Genomic DNA, 18338 nt, shown 5'->3' on the forward strand with positions numbered 1-18338 from the left:
GTCCAGAGAGCGTGTCCGGGAAGTGCGGAGATCGTGTCTGGAAAGTGCAGAGATCGTGCCTGTGCACCCTGTCCTCGCTGTGCGGACGTTACCGGTTGATTCCGCTGGCGAGAGAATGCCCGGAGTCCACACGCTGACTGTTCTGGGCGAGAAGCTGCATCTGGCGCAGGGAGATGGTGCAGTAGAGGCTGCGGTACTGTGCCGGCTGCTCCGTCGGGTCGATCTGATGCAGGCGCTTTTCCAGTTGCTGGATGTCGCGGGCCAGTTGCTGAGGGCTGAGAGAGGCTGTCTGAGTCATGGTGGGCGCTCCTTGAGTTCAATGAACATCATTGCAAGGGTCAGGCGTGACGCCTCTCGTGGCGAGCTGTCGCGCGCTCATCGGGAGTCTTTGCCTGAGGTGGCGACAGGGGCGGCGGGGTCTGCGTGACCCTGCCACCTTCCGTCGCGAGTCATCGTCGTGACCACTACAGTCTGAACGATGTTCAAGCGTGCGCCTTGATCCATGTCAGGACGATGACGTCGAGCTGACAGTCTGCCTGTGGAATTGGCGGGGCGGGCCAGCAGACCAAGTACCAGTCGTTGCCGGCCCCATCGTCTCTGGATTGGTCCATCCCCGCCCAGCCCTGCGTGGTCTAGTCGTTCTCGCTCTGATCGGGCTTGGTGGCTTCAGCGGCCGCGGTCTGGCGTTCCAGGTTGGCCAGCATGCCGCGCAGGATGGACAGCTCACGGCGGGTCGGTTCGGCGCGGGCAAACAGTGCACGCAGACGCTCTTCGGTCTGTGAGTGCGGTTGATTGAGGAAGCCGGAACCGCGCAGGGCACGGCCGAGGTGCTCGTGGAAGTGGCCGAGCTGCTCGCGGGTCGGCAGCTGGTCATCCTCACGACGCGCGACCGGAGCCTCGCTGGTTGGCTCCAGGGTGCGACGCCAGGCGCTGCGACACTCGTGGGCGAGTACCTGTACGGCCTGGGAGACATTGAGGATGCCGTAGTCGGGGTTGGTGGGGATGGACACCTGGTGCGTGCAGCAGCCGATCTCCTCGTTGGTCAGCCCGAAGCGTTCACGGCCGAACACCAGCGCCACCTTGCCATCCTGGGCGGTATCGATGACGCGCGCGGCCATCTCGCTCGGCTCATCGAAGTGAGGCAGCGGCAGACTGCGCAGGCGGGCACTGGCACCGATGACCAGCTGGCAGTCATTGACGGCGTCTTCGAGATGCTCGACCACGCGGGCGTTTTCCAGAAGCTCCGCGGCGCCGCTGGCCATGCGTGTGGCTTCCTCATCGGGGAAGCAGCGCGGGTTGACCAGCACCAGGTCCTTGATGCCCATGGTCAGGATGGCGCGAGCGGTAGCGCCGATATTGCCGGGATGGAAGGTCTGCACCAGCACGACACGCACATTGTCGAGGGTGGCAGGGCTCGAGGCAGAGCTGGAGGTATCAGTCATGAGAAGAAGATCCTGGGCAAGCGAGGCGCGCGGCCTGAGCGGTTGTCGTCATTGATCGTGGGCGTCAATGCGCTGCCAGCCTCGTGTACTGCCAGCGTCATGCACTGTCATCACGAAGAGGCAATGTCTCAGGTCGCCGCAAAAAAGTGGCGCCTAGTGTAGCGTGACGGGCGAGAGGAGTCAGGTAGCGGCCTGCGCCGTGCAAGCGAGGCATGTCACGGCGGGAAGCGTGAATGTCAGGCATGAAAAAACCGCCCCTGCTTACGCAGGAGCGGTTCGGGTCACGACGGGTGAGTCGTGGGGTGAGGCTGGCTTACATCATGCCGCCCATGCCACCCATTCCGCCCATGCTACCCATGTCGCCGCCGCCGGCAGCTGCCTTGTCTTCCGGGTCTTCGGCGATCATGCATTCGGTGGTGATCATCAGGCCGCCGATGGAGGCTGCGGACTGCAGGGCAGAACGCGTCACCTTGGCCGGGTCCAGCACGCCCATCTCGAACATGTCGCCGTAGACACCGGTGGAGGCGTTGTAACCGTAGTTGCCTTCACCTGCCTTGACGTTGTTCAGCACGACGGAGGCTTCTTCGCCAGCGTTGGTGACGATCTGACGCAGCGGCGCTTCCATGGCGCGCAGCGCGATGGCGATACCGTGAGTCTGGTCTTCGTTGTCGCCTTTCAGCTCGGTCAGCTGGTTGAGGACGCGAACCAGGGCGGTACCACCGCCAGGCACGACACCTTCCTCGACGGCTGCACGAGTGGAGTGCAGGGCGTCTTCGACGCGAGCCTTCTTCTCTTTCATCTCGACTTCGGTAGCAGCACCGACGCGGATGACGGCAACACCGCCGGCCAGCTTGGCGACACGCTCCTGCAGCTTCTCGCGGTCGTAGTCAGAGGAGGTTTCCTCGATCTGCGCGCGGATCTGGGAGACACGAGCTTCGATGTCGCCTTCGTTGCCGGCGCCATCGATGATGGTGGTGTTTTCCTTGGACATGGTCACGCGCTTGGCGGTGCCCAGGTGGTCCAGGTTGGCCTGCTCGAGGTTGAGGCCGACTTCTTCGGAAATCACGGTGCCGCCGGTCAGGACAGCGATGTCCTGCAGCATGGCCTTGCGACGATCACCGAAGCCCGGCGCCTTGACGGCCGCGACCTTGACGATACCGCGCATGGTGTTGACGACCAGAGTCGCCAGCGCTTCGCCTTCGATGTCTTCGGCGACGATCGCCAGCGGCTTGCCGGACTTGGCGACGCCTTCCAGCACCGGCAGCAGTTCGCGGATGTTGGAGATCTTCTTGTCGACCAGCAGGATGTACGGGTCTTCGAGTTCGACCGCCATGGTGTCCTGGTTGGTGACGAAGTACGGAGACAGGTAGCCACGGTCGAACTGCATGCCTTCGACGACTTCCAGCTCGTCTTCGAAGCCACGGCCTTCATCGACGGTGATGACGCCTTCCTTGCCGACCTTCTCCATCGCTTCCGCGATGATCTCGCCGATGCGAGAGTCGCCATTGGCGGAGATGGTACCGACCTGGGCGATGGCCTTGGTGTCGGTGCACGGCACGGACAGCTCACGCACGGCCTTGACGGCTTCGATGACGGCCTTGTCGATGCCGCGCTTCAGGTCCATCGGGTTCATGCCGGCGGTCACGCCCTTCAGGCCTTCATTGACGATGGACTGAGCCAGCACGGTGGCGGTGGTGGTGCCGTCACCCGCGACGTCGGAAGTCTTGGAAGCGACTTCCTTGACCATCTGGGCGCCCATGTTCTCGAAGCGATCCTTCAGCTCGATTTCCTTGGCGACGGACACACCGTCCTTGGTCACGGTCGGTGCGCCGAAGGATTTTTCCAGCACCACGTTGCGGCCTTTCGGGCCGAGGGTAGTCTTGACGGCATCCGCCAGGACATTGACACCACGCGCCATGCGCTTGCGAGCATCATCGGAGAAACGAACGTCTTTTGCAGCCATTGTTATCTCTACCTTTAATCAGTAAGTCGTAGCATTTAAACCGGAAACGCTGGAAATCAGCCTTCCACCACGGCGAGGATGTCGCTCTCGCTCATGATCAGCACTTCTTCGCCGTCGATCTTCTGCTTCTCGACGCCGTAGCCATCCTTGAAGATGACGGTGTCGCCGACTTTCACGTCAAGCGGGCGAACTTCACCGTTCTCGAGGATGCGGCCGTTGCCGGCGGCAAGAATTTCACCGCGCGTCGGCTTTTCCTGAGCGCTGCCGGGCAGAACGATGCCACCTGCAGTTTTCTGTTCTTCTTCCACGCGACGGACCACGACGCGATCGTGCAAGGGACGGATGTTCATTGCTCACGTTCTCCTGATGGTAAATCCCGCCATCTGCCGGTCTTTGCCGGCACGTCTGGCGTTCAATGGGGTTGCCTACCGAGTGTTGGGCCTCGCAGAGGCGAGGCCGTTATCCATTGCACCGCTTTTATGGTGGCGAGAGGACAGCTTTCAAGTAGGCGAACATAAAAAAATTTCAAATCTCGTCATCAACTGCGTCGCCTGAAAGGCACGCACTTGAGGTGCCGACTATCCCGATGCACTACTGTGAGTTGAATCAAGCAGTTGAGTGTATCTGAGCCATACGCCTCTGGCATGTGGACGCCCGACGGTGAATGACGTCCATTGGTACTAGGTGTCAGCGATGAGGCGCGTTGCACAGCGCGGCCATGCACAGCGCGGCCATGCATGGCAACGAAAAGCCCGGCAGGGGAGATGGGCTCCCGTACCGGGCTTAGATCATCATCATGCAGTGGGGGCTCGTCGGGCTCTTTGCCTGTCGAGACGCGATGCCGGCCTACAGACGGGGCTCATCGCGGCTGATGTAGTCGCCTTCCAGCGGCTGCCCACCCTTGTCACCGCTATTGGCGCGGCCTGATTCGCGCTGTGGCTCCTCCTGCTGGGCAGTGCCGTGATCCGTGGACTGCCAGTTGCCGGAGTGCGTCTGACGTGACTGACTCTGTGCGGAGAAGCGACCCTTGAAGAAGCGTGCGATGACATTGTTGCCGCTCAGGCCTCGGGTCAGCAGTCCACGCGAGGCCGGCAGCAGGCAGAGCAGTCCCAGGCCATCCGAGAGAAATCCCGGTGCCATGAGCAGCGCGCCACCGAAGATCAGCGCCGCGCCTTCCATCAGTTCACCGGAGGGCATCTCGCCACGTTGCAGGCGCTCCTGGGCACGCATCAATGTCGCGCGACCTTCGCGTCGAATCAGATGCAGGCCCACGGCGCCGGTGATCAGTACCAGTGCCAGCGTCGGCAACAGCCCTATCTGGCTGCCAAGACTGAACAGCACCACGAAATCCAATAACCCGAACAGGGTAATCACTAGCAGTATGGGCATCGTCTCTCCCGAATCCGGTAAATGGCAGCTTGCACCAATGCGTCAAGGGTAAACCAGCAGCAGGATGGGGAACAGTCGAATCGGTGTCATGAAAGGCTCATGCCGGCCGACGTGGATGGCTGGCGCTGGTGGTAGAGCGGTGCCATGCTGGATGTTGCAGTGCACAATGACAGCGAGTGATACCGTGTCAGGCGCGACGGATGTCTCAAGTGTCCGAAGGTGGCAACGATACGCCTGACCAGGCGGGCCCCATGGCGGCCGGAAAGGACGCGGGCACGTCGCATCAGCACCCGCCTGCAGGCCGCTACGTTGATGACGAGACCGGTTGCGTTGGCCGGTTGGGCCAGCGTTGAGGCAGGACACGTCGCAATCTGTTGCACTGCGTCATGCAGATTCGCCGTGAGCCTGCAGCGTTCGTCATCCGTGACAGCTCCAGTCACGGTGGCACACGCGGATGGACGCGGTGCGGGACACTCGACACATTGATCGTGACGCTCGTACGGCATGCGGGCCTCGCACCCGGCAGGCATTTCTCGCTGTCGGCAGACAACCTGGGAGACGGGACATGAAGCTTGACGACAAGGTCATCGCGATTACGGGCGGCGCTCGTGGGCTGGGGCTGGCCATGGCGCGACATCTGGGTAAGAAGGGCGCCGTGCTGGCGCTGCTGGATATCGAACAGGGCGGTCTGGATGACGCTGTCTCGAGCCTGGAAGCGGCGGGCATCAAGGCGCAGGGGTTCGTGACCGACGTCGCGGACGAGGTCTCCGTCACGCAAGCCTTCTCTGCCATCAAGGCGGCGCTGGGCCCGGTGAGTGGTCTGGTCAACAATGCCGGCATTACCCGAGATGGTCTGCTGATCAAGGCGCGTGATGGAGTCGTGGAGAAGACCATGTCGCTGTCCAGCTGGCAGCAGGTCATCGATGTCAATCTGACCGGTGTCTTCCTGTGCACGCGTGAAGCCGCCAGTCAGATGATCGAGGCCGGTCAGCCGGGCGTGATCGTCAACATCTCCAGCATCTCGCGCGCCGGCAACATGGGGCAGAGCAATTACACCGCAGCCAAGGCGGGTGTCGCCGCGATGAGCGTCACCTGGGCCAAGGAGCTGGCGCGCTACAAGATTCGTGTCGGTGCCGTGGCACCGGGCTTCATCGCCACTGAAATGACCGCCGGCATGAAGCCGGAGATGCTCGACAAGATCAAGAGTGGCATCCCGATGCGTGATCTGGGACGTCCGGAAGACATCGCGGGCAGCGTGGCCTTCATCTTCGACAATGATTACTTCACGGGGCGCGTGATCGAATGTGATGGCGGTCTGCGTATCTGAGCCGATGTCTCCTGCCTGACGTCATGCCTCCCTCTGTGAATGCGCAAGCCCCCATGCCGGATCTGCCGATATGGGGGCTTTTTCGTGCATGCGAGAGAGTCGACTTGCGTGCGAGGGCCAAGGTGACATGCATCCAACGAGGCGTGCCGTGCGTAATCCCGGTATCGCGGTTCATATCGGATAAAGGAGATTCGTCATGCAACGTCGCCAATTCATGGGGCTTGTATTGGGTGGCGGTGCGATGTTGGCACTGCCGGGACTGGCTGCCGCTCGCCCGGAGCTTGAGCTGGAGCGCTCGCCGGACATTGCCGAGCTCGTGCTGGATGACGACGAGTGGCGCGCACGCCTGAGTGCAGAGCAGTATCGCGTGCTGCGCGAGGAAGGCACCGAGCGCTCAGGCTCCAGCGCGCTCAACAAGGAATCGCGTGACGGTGAGTACCGTTGTGCCGGTTGTGACCTTGCGCTGTTCACCTCGCGTACCAAGTTCGAGTCCGGCACTGGCTGGCCGAGTTTCTTCGATCATATCGAAGGGCATCTGTTGACCAAGACGGACTACGGGCTGGTGTGGCCGCGTACCGAATATCACTGCGCACGCTGCGGAGGGCATCAGGGACACGTGTTCGAGGACGGCCCCAGGCCCACGGGACTGCGCTGGTGCAACAATGGGGTGGCGCTGCGTTTCGTGCCGGCCTGAGGGGGCCTGTGAAGCTAAAGCAATCCACGGGCTTTGTGGTAACGTGACGGCATCGTGATGCAGGCGGCCCGGTCGACTCAGCGACCGGGCCGCCTGCGTCTTGTCACCAGAATCATAGTCGTGAAGGGATCGATGTTTCATGGACGCTACCGCAACTGACGCCACTACCGCTCGCCCTGCACCGACGCTGTCGCCTGCTGCTACCGCTCGCCGTATCCAGCAGGCGCTGGCGGCGGAGCTGGACGTGCGTGAAGAACAGATCACCGCGACGGTGGAGCTGCTGGATGGCGGCGCCACCGTGCCCTTCATCTCGCGTTACCGCAAGGAGGCGACCGGCGGGCTGGATGACACCCAGATGCGTCTTCTGGAAGAGCGCCTGCGCTACCTGCGTGAGCTGGAAGAGCGCCGTCAGGTGGTACTCGAATCCATTGCCGAGCAGAGCAAGCTGACCGCGAGTCTCGAGCGCGATGTGCTGGCTGCCGACAGCAAGCAGCGTCTGGAAGACCTCTACCTGCCGTATCGCAAGAAGCGTCGTACCAAGGCCCAGATTGCCCGTGAGGCGGGTCTTGAGCCGTTGGCGGATGTCTTGCTTGGCGACCCGACGCTCGTGCCGGAAGACGAGGCAGCTGGCTTCGTCGATGCCGACAAGGACGTGGCCGACCCCAAGGCGGCACTGGATGGGGCCAAGCAGATTCTGATGGAGCGCTTCGCGGAAGACGCCGCGCTTGTCGGTCGTCTGCGTCAGCGTCTGTGGGATGACGGTATCCTCAGTGCCCGGGTGATGAAGGGCAAGGAACAGGAAGGCGCCAAGTTCTCCGATTACTTCGAGCACGACGAGCCGCTGCACAAGGCACCGTCGCATCGCGCGCTGGCCATGCTGCGGGGTCGCAATGAAGGCGTGCTGAGCCTCGCGCTCAAGCTGGAAGGCGAGGACGAGTTGCCGCGGCACCCGATGGAGGGTGCCATCGCGGCGCATTTCTCCCTCGAGGACCAGGGGCGCGCCGCGGATCGCTGGTTGAAGGAGGTGGTGCGCTGGACCTGGCGGGTCAAGCTCTATACCCATCTGGAAAGCGAGCTGATCGGCCGCCTGCGTGAGCGTGCCGAGCAGGAGGCCATCCAGGTCTTCGCCGACAACCTGAAGGATCTGCTGCTGGCAGCCCCGGCGGGGCCCAAGGCCACCCTGGGGCTGGACCCGGGCCTGCGTACCGGCGTCAAGGTCGCGGTGGTGGACGCCACCGGCAAGTATGTCGATCAGGCCACCCTCTACCCGCATGCGCCTCACAATCGTTGGGAGGCCTCGGTGGCGGAGCTGGTCAGGCTGGTCGAGCGTCATGATGTCGAGCTGATCGCCATCGGCAACGGGACCGCATCACGCGAGACCGACAAGCTGGCCGCCGACGTGCTGACCCGCCTGTCCGGTCGTCGCCTGCAGAAGGTGATGGTCAACGAGGCAGGGGCGTCCATCTACTCCGCTTCGGAATATGCCGCGCGTGAGTTCCCGGATCTGGACGTGACCATTCGTGGTGCGGTCTCCATTGCCCGTCGCCTGCAGGACCCGCTCGGCGAGCTGGTCAAGATCGAGCCCAAGTCCATCGGGGTCGGCCAGTATCAGCATGATGTCAGTCAGGTGCAGCTGGGGCGCAGTCTGGAGGCGGTGGTCGAGGACTGCGTCAATGGCGTCGGTGTCGATCTCAACATGGCGTCCAGTGCGCTGCTGTCACGCGTCGCGGGTCTGAATACCACGCTTGCCGAGAACATCGTCGCGCATCGTGATGCCAATGGCCGCTTCGCCTCGCGCAAGGAGCTTCTGAAGGTCAGTCGGCTCGGGCCACGTACCTTCGAGCAGTGCGCCGGCTTCCTGCGTATCGCCGAGGGTGAGAACCCGCTGGATGCCAGCGCCGTTCACCCTGAGGCCTACCCGCTGGTCGAGCGTATCGCCAAGGCGCATGGCCGTGAGCTACCCAGCCTGCTGGGCGACAGCAGCTTCCTGCGCAGCGTGAAGCCTGCCGAGTTCACGGATGATCACTTCGGGTTGCCGACAGTCACGGACATCCTGCGGGAGCTGGACAAGCCGGGGCGCGACCCGCGTCCTGAATTCCGCTTCGCCGAGTTCAAGGAAGGGGTCGAGACGCTCAAGGATCTCGAACCGGGCATGAAACTTGAAGGTGTCGTGACCAACGTCACCCATTTCGGGGCCTTCGTGGACATCGGTGTGCATCAGGATGGCCTGGTACACATCTCTGCTCTGTCGCAAAAGTATGTTGCCGACCCGCGTGAGGTTGTGAAGGCCGGTGACATCGTCAGCGTCAAGGTGATGGAGGTCGACATACCGCGTGGACGCATCGCGCTGAGCATGCGCATGAGCGATACTCCCGGTGAAAAAGGCGCGGGGGGCGAGGCGCGACGCGGGGGCGAGGGCAATCGTGGAGGGCGCTCCCAGACCGGCGGTGGCCGTCAGGAACGAGGCGGTCGCGGCAGCGGCTCCAGTGCAGGAGGCGGAGCGGCACCCGCCAACAATGCCATGGCAGCGGCCCTGCTCAATGCACGCAAGTCGAAATCATAAGCCTTGAAAGCATTTTTTACGCGCCCATAATGTGGGCATACTGACTGACGCGAACGGTGGATGCCGTTCGCGTCTTGCATGGCATCCGGTGCAGTCCGCGGGCCATGGTCATCCAACTCGACCGGAGAGGCTGGGCTTCTCCCCATGCGAAAGGGTCAATACCTTGTCCGAGCAACTCGCGTCCGCCATTGCGCGACTCAAGGCCCCCGCCCGTCAGGGACTCTTCGGGCGTCTGCGCCGTGGCATCGAGAAAGAAGGCCTCAGGGTCGACGCCGACGGCCGCATCAGCCAGACCCCGCACCCGCGTGCTCTGGGGTCCAAGCTGACTCACCCGTACATCACCACGGATTATTCCGAGTCGCTGCTCGAGTACATCACGCCGGTCTTCTCGCGTCCCAAGGATTCCCTGGAGTTTCTGGCGGACCTGCATCGTTTCAGCTATCGCAATCTGGGGGATGAGCTGATCTGGCCGGCCAGCATGCCGCCAAGGCTGAACGGCAATGACAGCGTGCCGATCGCGGATTATGGCACCTCCAACACCGGCACCATGAAGCATGTCTACCGCAAGGGACTGGATGTGCGCTACGGGCGCATCATGCAGTCCATCGCCGGTATCCATTACAACTTCTCGCTGCCGGATGATTTCTGGACGCTGCTTCAGAAGATGGAGAATGCCGAAGGCGAGGATGCGCGTGACTTCCGCTCGCGCCGCTACTTCGAGCTGATCCGCAACTTCCGTCGCCATAGCTGGATTCTGCTCTATCTGTTCGGCGCCTCGCCGGGGATCGACGAAAGCTTCCTGGATGGCGGCAATGATGACCGTCTCAAGCGTCAGGCCGACCGCAGTCTGGTCTCGGCCTATGCCACCAGCCTGCGCATGTCGGACCTGGGCTACCAGAACAAGGTGCAGGCGCAGCTCAAGATCTGCTTTAACTCGCTGGACAACTTCGTCGGGACGCTGCGTCACGCCATCGTCACGCCGTGGAAGGACTACGAGAAGCTGGGGGTGAAGCAGGCCGATGGCAGCTGGTCGCAGCTCTCCAGCAACATCCTGCAGATCGAGAACGAGTACTACTCCGACATCCGTCCCAAGCGTGTCACCCGGCACAACGAGACGCCCAGTCAGGCGCTGGAAGGCCGGGGTGTCGAATACATCGAGGTGCGCTGTCTGGATCTCAATCCCTTCCTGCCGGTGGGGATCGACGAGACGCAGATCCGCTTCCTCGATACCTTCCTGATCTGGTGTCTGCTGACCGAGAGCCCATGGATCGATGATGAGGAATGCGCCAACCTTGACGACAGCAAGCGACGCGTCGTGGAGGCGGGGCGTGACCCCGAGCTGACCCTGAACGTCAAGGGTGAGGAGTGGCGTCTGCGTGAACTGGCCGCCAACGTGATGGATGAGCTTGGCGAAGTGGCAAGCCTGCTGGACGAGAATCACAAGTCAGGCAGCGAGCATCGCGATGCGCTGGCGGCACTCGCGCCGCGCTTTGACGATGCCCAGACCACGCCCTCGGGCCGTCTGCTGACCAGCATGCTCGACAACGGCAGCAACTTCGTCGATGAAGTGCTGGCACTGGCCAAGGGGCAGGCCGAGCAGTTCAAGACGGAGCCGATGGAGCGTGCACGTGGCTACCTGCTGGATCAACTGGTCGAGACCTCCCTGCAGCAACAGGGCGATATCGAGGCCGGCGACCATCAGGACTTCGATACCTTCATGGCCGAATACTTTGCCTCGGCGCATGCTACGCAACCGGCCTGACTCGTCGATGCAACGCCGATTCATGTTCAGGTCATCCCTGCGCGGCATGATAGGCATCCATCGCTGATCGCGGCGACACCGGCCATCGCGACATCATCGGCGCCTCAGACTTGAGGCGCCGATGATGTCTCTGGCCCATGCGTGCGTCCTGGCCAGGCAATGACGCCACGCATGCTCTGAGGTGGTCATGGAGAGATGTCTTCGTGATCGCGCCATTTCTCACCAATGACTCCAGTGGAGTCGGACGGCAAGGACAGCAAATGACACACGCGGACAATCAATCAGGACAACAGCCGACACGCCAGGGTGGGGGGCTCGTCTGTCTGGCGCGCTGGAGCGGTCGTCAGTGGTGCCTGCTGGGGGCGCTGGGGTGCGCGTTGCTGCTCGGTGTCGCCTTCGTGCTGCAGTTTGCCTTTGGTCTGGCACCGTGTTCGCTGTGCATCTTCCAGCGCGTGGCGGTGGCCGTGGCAGGCGTCTTCTTCCTGCTGGGTGCCGTGCATGGACCGGGGCGTATCGGTACCCGCGTCTACGCGCTGGGTGCGCTGGGGGGTAGTGTGGGTGCCATCGTGCTGGCCGGTCGTCATGTCTGGCTGCAATCCCTTCCGCCGGATCAGGTGCCGGCCTGTGGCCCGGGCCTCAACTACATGCTGGAAGTGCTGCCGGTATGGGACGTGATCACCCAGGTGCTCAATGCCTCCGGTGAATGCGCGCAGATCAGTGCCCAGTGGCTGGGGCTCTCGATCCCTCAGTGGTCGCTGATCGGCTTCTGTGCTCTGGCACTGGTACCGCTGGCCATGCTGTGGAGCAGCTTCCGGCGTTGAGGGCATGACGCCTGCCACCATGGTGGGGGGTTGGCAGCGTCCGTCGCATGGAGGATAGTGGGTTGGCAGCGGGGTGAGCACCTGATGTCAGCCCCACCGTTCGGGTCATGCCAGAGGAGGCGCCCATGCTGGAGGAATGCACCACTGCGGCGGAACGCTTTCGTGGCGTTCATCAGTTGGTTGATCGCTGGCTGGATCAGCGACGCGAGATGCTGGTCTGCTTCATGGATCTGCACGAGGCCTGCGTCAATGATCTTGAGCAGCTCGACATGACACGCGTCAATCGCTTCATCGAGCTGTTGATGGATTACATCTCGGCGGGCCATTTCGAAGTCTATCCTCAGCTCAAGGAAGAGGGGCGTGTCTTCGAGGATACCCAGGCTCTGGCCGCTGCGGAGAAGTTGATGCTGCGTCTGGAGCCCTCGACGGAGCTGGTACTGTCCTTCGATGAAGACTTCTCGAGTCCGACCCGCTGCCAGCACTACCGCACACGCCTGCCCGAGTGGCTGGCCCGTCTTCAGGAGGGGCTGACGGTGCGCTTCGCGCTGGAAGATCAACTGATTCAGCGCCTGCATGCGGTACACGAGCCACTGGCTCACTCGCGGCAACCCGTGGCATGAGCGAATGACTCAGGCAGACATGCTGTCCGCCTGAGTACTGAGTACTGAGTACTGAGTACTGAGTGCTGAGTGCCAGCCGCCGTCAGTGGCAACACGAAAAAGCCCCCGTCAGCAGATGCTGGCGGGGGCTTTTCGTTCGGCTCGACTTCCTTCAGCTCACCTGCGCGGCGGTTGGCGCCGCGCGGCGCATCACATCAGGGAAGAGGCTTCCGGGCGTTCGAGTTCGGTCAGCTCGATCTCGCCGGTGAGCAGGTCACGCTCGAAGGCATCCTTGTCGATGTTGAAACCAAGGAATTCCTGAGCGAGATACATGTCCTTCTCGGCGTTGCCCAGACAGCTGGTGCCACCCGGTGACGGCGTCATGTTGAAGACGATGCCGGTGCCCGGATTGATCTTGGCTTCGCCCATCACGAGCTTCTGCTTGCTCTTGTCGATCAGCTGCGGGCGCACGCCGCCGAAGCCCTTGGCGAAGCTGACATCCTTGACGTCCAGGCTCGGGACGATCTTCTTGATGTCGCCGTGGAACAGGCGCTCACGCAGTACCGGCACCTCGAACATGAAGTTCTTGAAGATGTAGTTGCGGATGTCACGCACCTTCATCAGGTCCCACAGGGCCTTGACGACGTTGCGGTCCATGCGCAGTACCTTGAGGAACTCCCAGAAGGTCTTGCCGTTGTAGCGCTCCAGCAGCGGCAGCATCAGAGCGGTCGGCCCGAAGCGGGTCTTGCCTTCCACCAGCACGTCCGGGTCGCCGTGGACGGCGGCGAACGGCAGGTTCTCGTTCTGGATGGTGTAGACCTTGCCGTTGAGCACCTTCGGCGTGAAGTAGAAGGAGCCAGCCATCGGCAGGCAGGACTTGTCCAGTCCGTAGCCCATCTTGTGGGCGAACAGCAGGGAGTGACCACCGGCGCTGACCACGACATAGCGTGCGCTGAGCTCGCCCTTGTCGGTCTTGACCTTGTAGACGTCACCTTCCTTGCGGATGTCTTCCACGGCGGTCGAGAGGCGAACGTCGAAGTTCATGCCTTTCTCGGCCGCTGCCTTCTCGCCTTCGCTGACGAAGGCCTCCGACAGGGTGGTGTAGTTGACGGCGGTGTATTCGTCGGTGGAACCCAGCGCGACGATTTCCTCGTCCGGACGGCGACCTTCCACGACCTTCGGCTCAAGCTCGGCGATGTCATCACGCTCGAGCAGCTTCAGATTCGGGAACAGTGGCTTGAAGGTCTCGAAGCGCTTGCGCAGGAACTGGCATTCCTTGGCACCGACCGCCAGTACCATCTTCGGGTACTTGTAGACGATGTGATCGCGCTCACTCTCGCTGAGCTTGGTGGCGAAGTTGACCACCATGCCTGCGGTGCGCTTGGTCACGCGCGCCTTCTCGACCGTGTAGTTGGTCTCGATGTCGCCGCAGTGGATGGTCTGGGAGTTGTTGCGACCGTGCGAGTTGACGATCGCGACATGGTCGTATTTTTCCACCAGGCCGACCGACGAGAGGTCGGTGTAGCGGGCGAGTTCATAGAGAAGGGCGGTGCCGGACACGCCGCCACCCACAATCAGGACATCGTATGTCGTTGAGGACATGGCTGCTCACGCTCAGAGTTGGTGAGGGACATCCCCCGGCACCCGACCGGGCTACCGGGGGCCGTCCTGCCGTGACGGGGCATGCCTCGTCAGGCTCGACGGTTCGATGGACACACATTATAGACACATCGGACGCGAAATGATTCAGCAAATAAGGTCGACTTTATGGTGAATGCCTGTAGCCACATGAAAACCTTATAGATGAAGCTGCATTCCCTTATAGGTCGATTATTTGTTTTAAAATCAATGGCTTGTCAGTCGCGCAGTGAGATGATGCGCCATCCGCGCTGCTGGGCGGTCGCCAACAGTTGCTCATCCGGGTCCACTGCAATGGCAGTATCGACACGCTCGAGCAGCGGAAGATCATTGATGGAGTCACTATAGAAGGTGCTGCCATCCAGGGTGTGATCACGCTCGGCAAGCCAGGCTTCGAGGCGAGTGACCTTGCCGCCCTGGAAGCTGGGAATTCCGTCGACGCGGCCGGTGTAGCGCCCGTCGATGATCTCGGGCTCGATGGCGATCAGGTCATCCACGCCAAGACGCTCGGCGATGGGGGCAGTGATGAAGCGGTTGGTGGCGGTGATGATCAGCAGCGTATCGCCGCGTGCACGGTGACGCGCCAGCAGCTCTTCTGCCCGTGCCAGAATGATGGGCTCGATCTTGGCGGCCATGAACTGCTGGTGCCAGGCGGCGAGTTGTTCCGGACTGTTCTCGGCCAGCGGCTTGAGTGAGAAGGCCAGGTACTCGTGAATGTCCAGTTCGCCACTCTGATAGAGCTGGAAATAGCGCTCGTTGGCTTCACGGTAGGTGTCAGCGTCGACAGCGCCTTGTTCAACCAGGAACTCGCCCCAGGCGTGATCGCTGTCCCCGGCGATCAGGGTATTGTCGAGATCAAAGATGGCCAGACTCACGGAGAACTCCTTGCTCAGCCCAGCCGTTGGCGTGGGCGACGGACGCAGACAGAGGGGCGCGGCAAGGTCGCCGGCCCAGTGTTTGCGCGGGTGTACGGGGGCCAACGGAGGATTTCCGAAGGCGGTGTTGCAGTGCAATACGGTGAAGGGGTCGATTATTGCAGACGTGCCTGGCCTTTCACACCGCCAAACCGCGTATTGAAGCGCTTTCAGCCTTTGTGGAAGAATGGTTTCAATTAACGAATCAAAGGTGACATCCGTGATCGACGCTGACGGCTTTCGCCCCAACGTTGGCATCATCATTGCCAACTGTGAGGGCCAGCTGCTCTGGGCGCGCCGGGTAGGACAGAATGCGTGGCAGTTTCCGCAAGGGGGCATCAAGCCAAACGAGACACCGCAACAGGCGTTGTATCGTGAACTCGAGGAAGAGATCGGCCTCAAGGCCGAGGACGTCGAGATACTGGCCTGTACCCGAGGATGGCTGCGCTACCGGTTGCCCAGACGCATGGTGAGAACGCACTCCCGACCGATCTGCATCGGTCAGAAACAGAAGTGGTTCCTGTTGCAGATCCGCTGTCAGGACAACCGCGTGAGTGTGGATTCCACGCCCAAGCCGGAGTTCGATGGTTGGCGGTGGGTCAGTTACTGGTATCCGCTGGGTCAGGTCGTGGCCTTCAAGCGCGAGGTCTACCGGCGCGCGTTGCGCGAACTGGCACCGCGTCTGCAACGACTGGTGGATTCGCAGGGCAATCTGCCGCTCTCTGCGGTGCAAGGCAACATGCCCTGCAGCGAGGACAAGGTCGCCATCAGGCCGACGGGAAATGATCGCCACATCCCCGATTGAGGTCGGGCTCATCATCTGCAACGTGCGCGTCCGGGCCAGGAACCCTGTTTCCTCGTGAGGCGCGTCATGCTCGAGGTACACCATGCTTGAGGTATTGCGGCGTATCGTTCAGGAGGTCAATGGCGCGCGTTCACTCGACGCGGCGCTGGCGACGATGGTGTTGCGCATTCGCAAGGCCATGAAGACGGATGTCTGTTCCGTCTACCTTCTGGCGCCCGAGACGGACCGATTCGTGCTCAAGGACACCATTGGCCTGCGCTCGTCTTCCGTGGGACAGGTCAGCATGGCGCGCGGTGAAGGGCTGGTGGGCATGGTGGCGCTCAGAGAGGAGCCGCTCAACCTCGAGGATGCCCCGGCGCATCCCCAGTTCCGGTATTTCGAGGAAACCGGCGAGGAGCGCTTCTCCAGCTTCCTGGGCGTCCCCATCATCCATCAGCGCCGCGTGCTCGGCGTACTGGTCATCCAGCAGCACGAGAAGCGTCGTTTCGATGAGGGCGAAGAAGCCTTTCTTGTCACGCTGGGCGCGCAGCTGGCAGGTGTGCTGGCGCATGCGTTGGCGACCGGGGCACTGGGCAAGCTGGCCGGTACCAGCGGCCAGGCGACCTTCAAGGGAGTCGCCGGGTCTCCCGGTGTCGTCATCGGCAAGGCCTTCGTGCTCTCTCCGCCGGCGGATCTGGACTCGGTGCCGGACCTCATTCCCACCGACATCGACTTCGAGATCGCTCGCCTGAAGGAGGCGATCAACGCCGTGCGCGAGGAAATCCGTGTCGCGGCAGAGCGTCTGGCCAGTCGTATCTCCACTCAGGAGCATGCGCTGTTCGAGGTCTACCAGCAGATGCTGGGCGACGCGGCGCTGGGTCAGGAGGTCGAGAAGCGTATCCGGGAAGGGCAGTGGGCGCCTGCGGCACTGGCCGATATCGTGCGCCGGCATGTTCAGTATCTCGAGCGCGTGGATGATGACTATCTGCGTGAGCGCGCCGCGGATATCCGCGATCTTGGCCGGCGGGTGCTCGCGCATCTGCAGGAGGAGGGCGACAGCGGCCCGATCGAGTACCCCGAGAACACCATCCTGATCGGCCATGAGATCAGCCCGGCGACACTGGGCGAGGTACCGCGGGAGCGGCTCAAGGGGCTGGTGGCGGTCAGCGGGTCCAGCACCTCCCACGTCGCCATCCTGGCGCGGGCCATGGGAATTCCGACCGTGCTCGGGATGGTGGACCTGCCGCTGTCACGCCTGGGTGGCGCGCCGGTGATCCTCGATGGCCATCGCGGTCGCCTTGTGGTGCGTCCGGAGCATGAGCTCAGCGTGCATTATTCGCGGCTGATCGCCGAGGAGCAGGCGCTGAGCGTGCTGCTGGAGCAGGAGCAGGATCTGCCGAGCGTGACGCCTGATGGCCATGTGATGCCATTGATGGTCAATACCGGCCTGGCGCTGGATGCCGTGGCCTCGCTCAAGACCCGGGTTGGCGGCGTGGGGCTCTACCGCACGGAAGTGCCCTTCATGATGAATGATCGCTTCCCCAGCGAGCAGGAGCAGGCACGACTCTACCGTGAGCAGCTGGCCGGTTTTGCCCCTCTGCCTGTCACCATGCGTACGCTGGATATCGGGGGCGACAAGGATCTTCCCTATTTCCCCATCAAGGAGGCCAACCCCTTCCTTGGCTGGCGCGGCATACGCGTGACACTGGATCACCCGGAAGTCCTGATGGTGCAGCTGCGTGCCATGCTGCGCGCCGCCGAGGGCCTGGACAATCTGCGTATCATGTTGCCGATGGTCTCGGGGATCGAGGAGGTGGATGCCGCGCTGGCGCTGGTCAATCGTGCCTTGATCGAGCTGGCGGAAGACGGTGTCAACGTCTCACGGCCCAGCGTCGGCGTGATGATCGAGGTGCCGGCGGCCCTCTATCAGCTGGAAGCGCTCGCGACCCGGGTCGACTTCTTCTCGGTGGGGTCCAACGACCTCACCCAGTACCTGCTGGCGGTGGACCGCAATAACCCACGAGTGGCGAGTCTCTATGATGCGTGTCACCCGGCGGTATTGCGCGCGCTGGCGCGCCTGGCGGAAGAATCGAAAGCGCTGGGCATGCCGGTGAGCGTCTGCGGTGAGCTGGCCGGTGACCCTGCCGGCGCCTTGCTGCTGCTGGGAATGGGCTTTGATGGTCTGTCGATGAATGCGCCCAGCCTGCCACGTGTCCGTGCCGCCATTCGCCGCGTGTCGTTGGCGGCAGCCCAAGGGCTGGTCAGCGAGGTCCTGTGTCAGCCGACGGCCAATCAGGTGCATGGCCTGCTGCTGGAGCGCATGCAGGCATGGGAGCTGGCGCATCTGTTGCCACCGCGTGACCACACGCCGGATGCCAGTGCGGTCCAGGCGGCAGTCTCTCGTTAGCGACTTGCAGGCAGGACCGCAGACCTGCGCTCCTG

14 protein-coding genes and 1 pseudogene are annotated in these 18338 nt (G+C 62.5%); 8 read left to right on the forward strand and 7 right to left on the reverse strand.

Annotation, left to right across the window (positions count from 1 at the left end):
- Positions 1 to 88: 88 nt before the first annotated feature.
- The 5 genes from PJK54_RS02180 to PJK54_RS02200 form a co-directional block, all read right to left on the reverse strand.
- The gene (locus PJK54_RS02180) at positions 89 to 298 is read right to left on the reverse strand and encodes a hypothetical protein (protein WP_077375227.1); all 210 of its coding nucleotides are present in this window, start codon (positions 296 to 298) and stop codon (positions 89 to 91) included.
- 334 nt (positions 299 to 632) lie between these two features.
- Entirely contained in the window at positions 633 to 1442 is an 810-nt protein-coding gene (locus PJK54_RS02185; protein WP_271302152.1) for an RNA methyltransferase, read from the reverse strand.
- Between the two features lie 313 nt (positions 1443 to 1755).
- Positions 1756 to 3405 (reverse strand): chaperonin GroEL, encoded by a 1650-nt coding sequence (gene groL, locus PJK54_RS02190; protein ID WP_271302153.1) that lies wholly within the window; start codon positions 3403 to 3405, stop codon positions 1756 to 1758.
- 56 nt (positions 3406 to 3461) lie between these two features.
- The gene (locus tag PJK54_RS02195; protein WP_043331438.1) at positions 3462 to 3755 is read right to left on the reverse strand and encodes a co-chaperone GroES; all 294 of its coding nucleotides are present in this window, start codon (positions 3753 to 3755) and stop codon (positions 3462 to 3464) included.
- 496 nt (positions 3756 to 4251) lie between these two features.
- A complete protein-coding gene (locus PJK54_RS02200) occupies positions 4252 to 4794 on the reverse strand; it encodes an FxsA family protein (RefSeq protein WP_077375219.1) in 543 nt (180 codons plus the stop codon).
- A gap of 565 nt (positions 4795 to 5359) precedes the next feature.
- Between PJK54_RS02200 and PJK54_RS02205 the strand changes: the two genes are divergently transcribed.
- From PJK54_RS02205 to rsd, 6 genes are all read left to right on the forward strand, one after another.
- Positions 5360 to 6121 carry an SDR family oxidoreductase gene (locus tag PJK54_RS02205; RefSeq protein WP_271302154.1) on the forward strand — a complete coding sequence of 254 codons (762 nt, stop codon included), beginning with the start codon at positions 5360 to 5362 and terminating at the stop codon, positions 6119 to 6121.
- A gap of 196 nt (positions 6122 to 6317) precedes the next feature.
- Positions 6318 to 6815: a peptide-methionine (R)-S-oxide reductase MsrB gene (gene msrB, locus PJK54_RS02210; protein WP_077375214.1), complete on the forward strand. Its 498-nt coding sequence runs from the start codon at positions 6318 to 6320 to the stop codon at positions 6813 to 6815.
- A gap of 139 nt (positions 6816 to 6954) precedes the next feature.
- Positions 6955 to 9378, forward strand: coding sequence for a Tex family protein (locus PJK54_RS02215; RefSeq protein WP_271302155.1), 2424 nt, complete (start codon positions 6955 to 6957; stop codon positions 9376 to 9378).
- 163 nt (positions 9379 to 9541) lie between these two features.
- The gene (gene gshA, locus PJK54_RS02220) at positions 9542 to 11140 is read left to right on the forward strand and encodes a glutamate--cysteine ligase (RefSeq protein WP_271302156.1); all 1599 of its coding nucleotides are present in this window, start codon (positions 9542 to 9544) and stop codon (positions 11138 to 11140) included.
- A gap of 260 nt (positions 11141 to 11400) precedes the next feature.
- Positions 11401 to 11961: a disulfide bond formation protein B gene (locus tag PJK54_RS02225; RefSeq protein ID WP_271302157.1), complete on the forward strand. Its 561-nt coding sequence runs from the start codon at positions 11401 to 11403 to the stop codon at positions 11959 to 11961.
- A gap of 125 nt (positions 11962 to 12086) precedes the next feature.
- Positions 12087 to 12581: a sigma D regulator gene (gene rsd / locus PJK54_RS02230; RefSeq protein WP_271302158.1), complete on the forward strand. Its 495-nt coding sequence runs from the start codon at positions 12087 to 12089 to the stop codon at positions 12579 to 12581.
- Between the two features lie 189 nt (positions 12582 to 12770).
- Here rsd and PJK54_RS02235 read toward each other — a convergent pair whose 3' ends face one another.
- Positions 12771 to 14162, reverse strand: coding sequence for an FAD-dependent oxidoreductase (locus PJK54_RS02235; protein ID WP_077375199.1), 1392 nt, complete (start codon positions 14160 to 14162; stop codon positions 12771 to 12773).
- A 254-nt stretch (positions 14163 to 14416) separates the two neighbouring features.
- Positions 14417 to 15073: an HAD family hydrolase gene (locus PJK54_RS02240; RefSeq protein WP_176503162.1), complete on the reverse strand. Its 657-nt coding sequence runs from the start codon at positions 15071 to 15073 to the stop codon at positions 14417 to 14419.
- Positions 15074 to 15332: 259 nt separating this feature from the next.
- On the opposite strand from PJK54_RS02240, the pseudogene PJK54_RS02245 reads away from it, so the two are divergent.
- Positions 15333 to 15806 (forward strand): annotated as a pseudogene (locus tag PJK54_RS02245) (RNA pyrophosphohydrolase); the annotation flags it as partial.
- 193 nt (positions 15807 to 15999) lie between these two features.
- Positions 16000 to 18303: a phosphoenolpyruvate--protein phosphotransferase gene (gene ptsP / locus PJK54_RS02250; protein ID WP_084208018.1), complete on the forward strand. Its 2304-nt coding sequence runs from the start codon at positions 16000 to 16002 to the stop codon at positions 18301 to 18303.
- Positions 18304 to 18338: the final 35 nt, after the last annotated feature.

Source organism: Cobetia sp. MMG027 (assembly GCF_027947415.1).
Lineage (GTDB): Bacteria > Pseudomonadota > Gammaproteobacteria > Pseudomonadales > Halomonadaceae > Cobetia > Cobetia marina.

What these genes read in the sequence shown, in the direction of transcription:
- PJK54_RS02205 (WP_271302154.1), top strand. Translation starts at nt 5,360, where the DNA reads ATGAAGCTTGACGACAAGGTCATCGCGATTACGGGCGGCGCTCGTGGG.
- PJK54_RS02195 (WP_043331438.1), bottom strand. Translation starts at nt 3,755, where the DNA reads ATGAACATCCGTCCCTTGCACGATCGCGTCGTGGTCCGTCGCGTGGAA.
- PJK54_RS02180 (WP_077375227.1), bottom strand. Translation starts at nt 298, where the DNA reads ATGACTCAGACAGCCTCTCTCAGCCCTCAGCAACTGGCCCGCGACATC.
- rsd (WP_271302158.1), top strand. Translation starts at nt 12,087, where the DNA reads ATGCTGGAGGAATGCACCACTGCGGCGGAACGCTTTCGTGGCGTTCAT.
- PJK54_RS02185 (WP_271302152.1), bottom strand. Translation starts at nt 1,442, where the DNA reads ATGACTGATACCTCCAGCTCTGCCTCGAGCCCTGCCACCCTCGACAAT.
- ptsP (WP_084208018.1), top strand. Translation starts at nt 16,000, where the DNA reads ATGCTTGAGGTATTGCGGCGTATCGTTCAGGAGGTCAATGGCGCGCGT.
- PJK54_RS02235 (WP_077375199.1), bottom strand. Translation starts at nt 14,162, where the DNA reads ATGTCCTCAACGACATACGATGTCCTGATTGTGGGTGGCGGCGTGTCC.
- groL (WP_271302153.1), bottom strand. Translation starts at nt 3,405, where the DNA reads ATGGCTGCAAAAGACGTTCGTTTCTCCGATGATGCTCGCAAGCGCATG.
- PJK54_RS02225 (WP_271302157.1), top strand. Translation starts at nt 11,401, where the DNA reads ATGACACACGCGGACAATCAATCAGGACAACAGCCGACACGCCAGGGT.
- PJK54_RS02200 (WP_077375219.1), bottom strand. Translation starts at nt 4,794, where the DNA reads ATGCCCATACTGCTAGTGATTACCCTGTTCGGGTTATTGGATTTCGTG.
- PJK54_RS02215 (WP_271302155.1), top strand. Translation starts at nt 6,955, where the DNA reads ATGGACGCTACCGCAACTGACGCCACTACCGCTCGCCCTGCACCGACG.
- msrB (WP_077375214.1), top strand. Translation starts at nt 6,318, where the DNA reads ATGCAACGTCGCCAATTCATGGGGCTTGTATTGGGTGGCGGTGCGATG.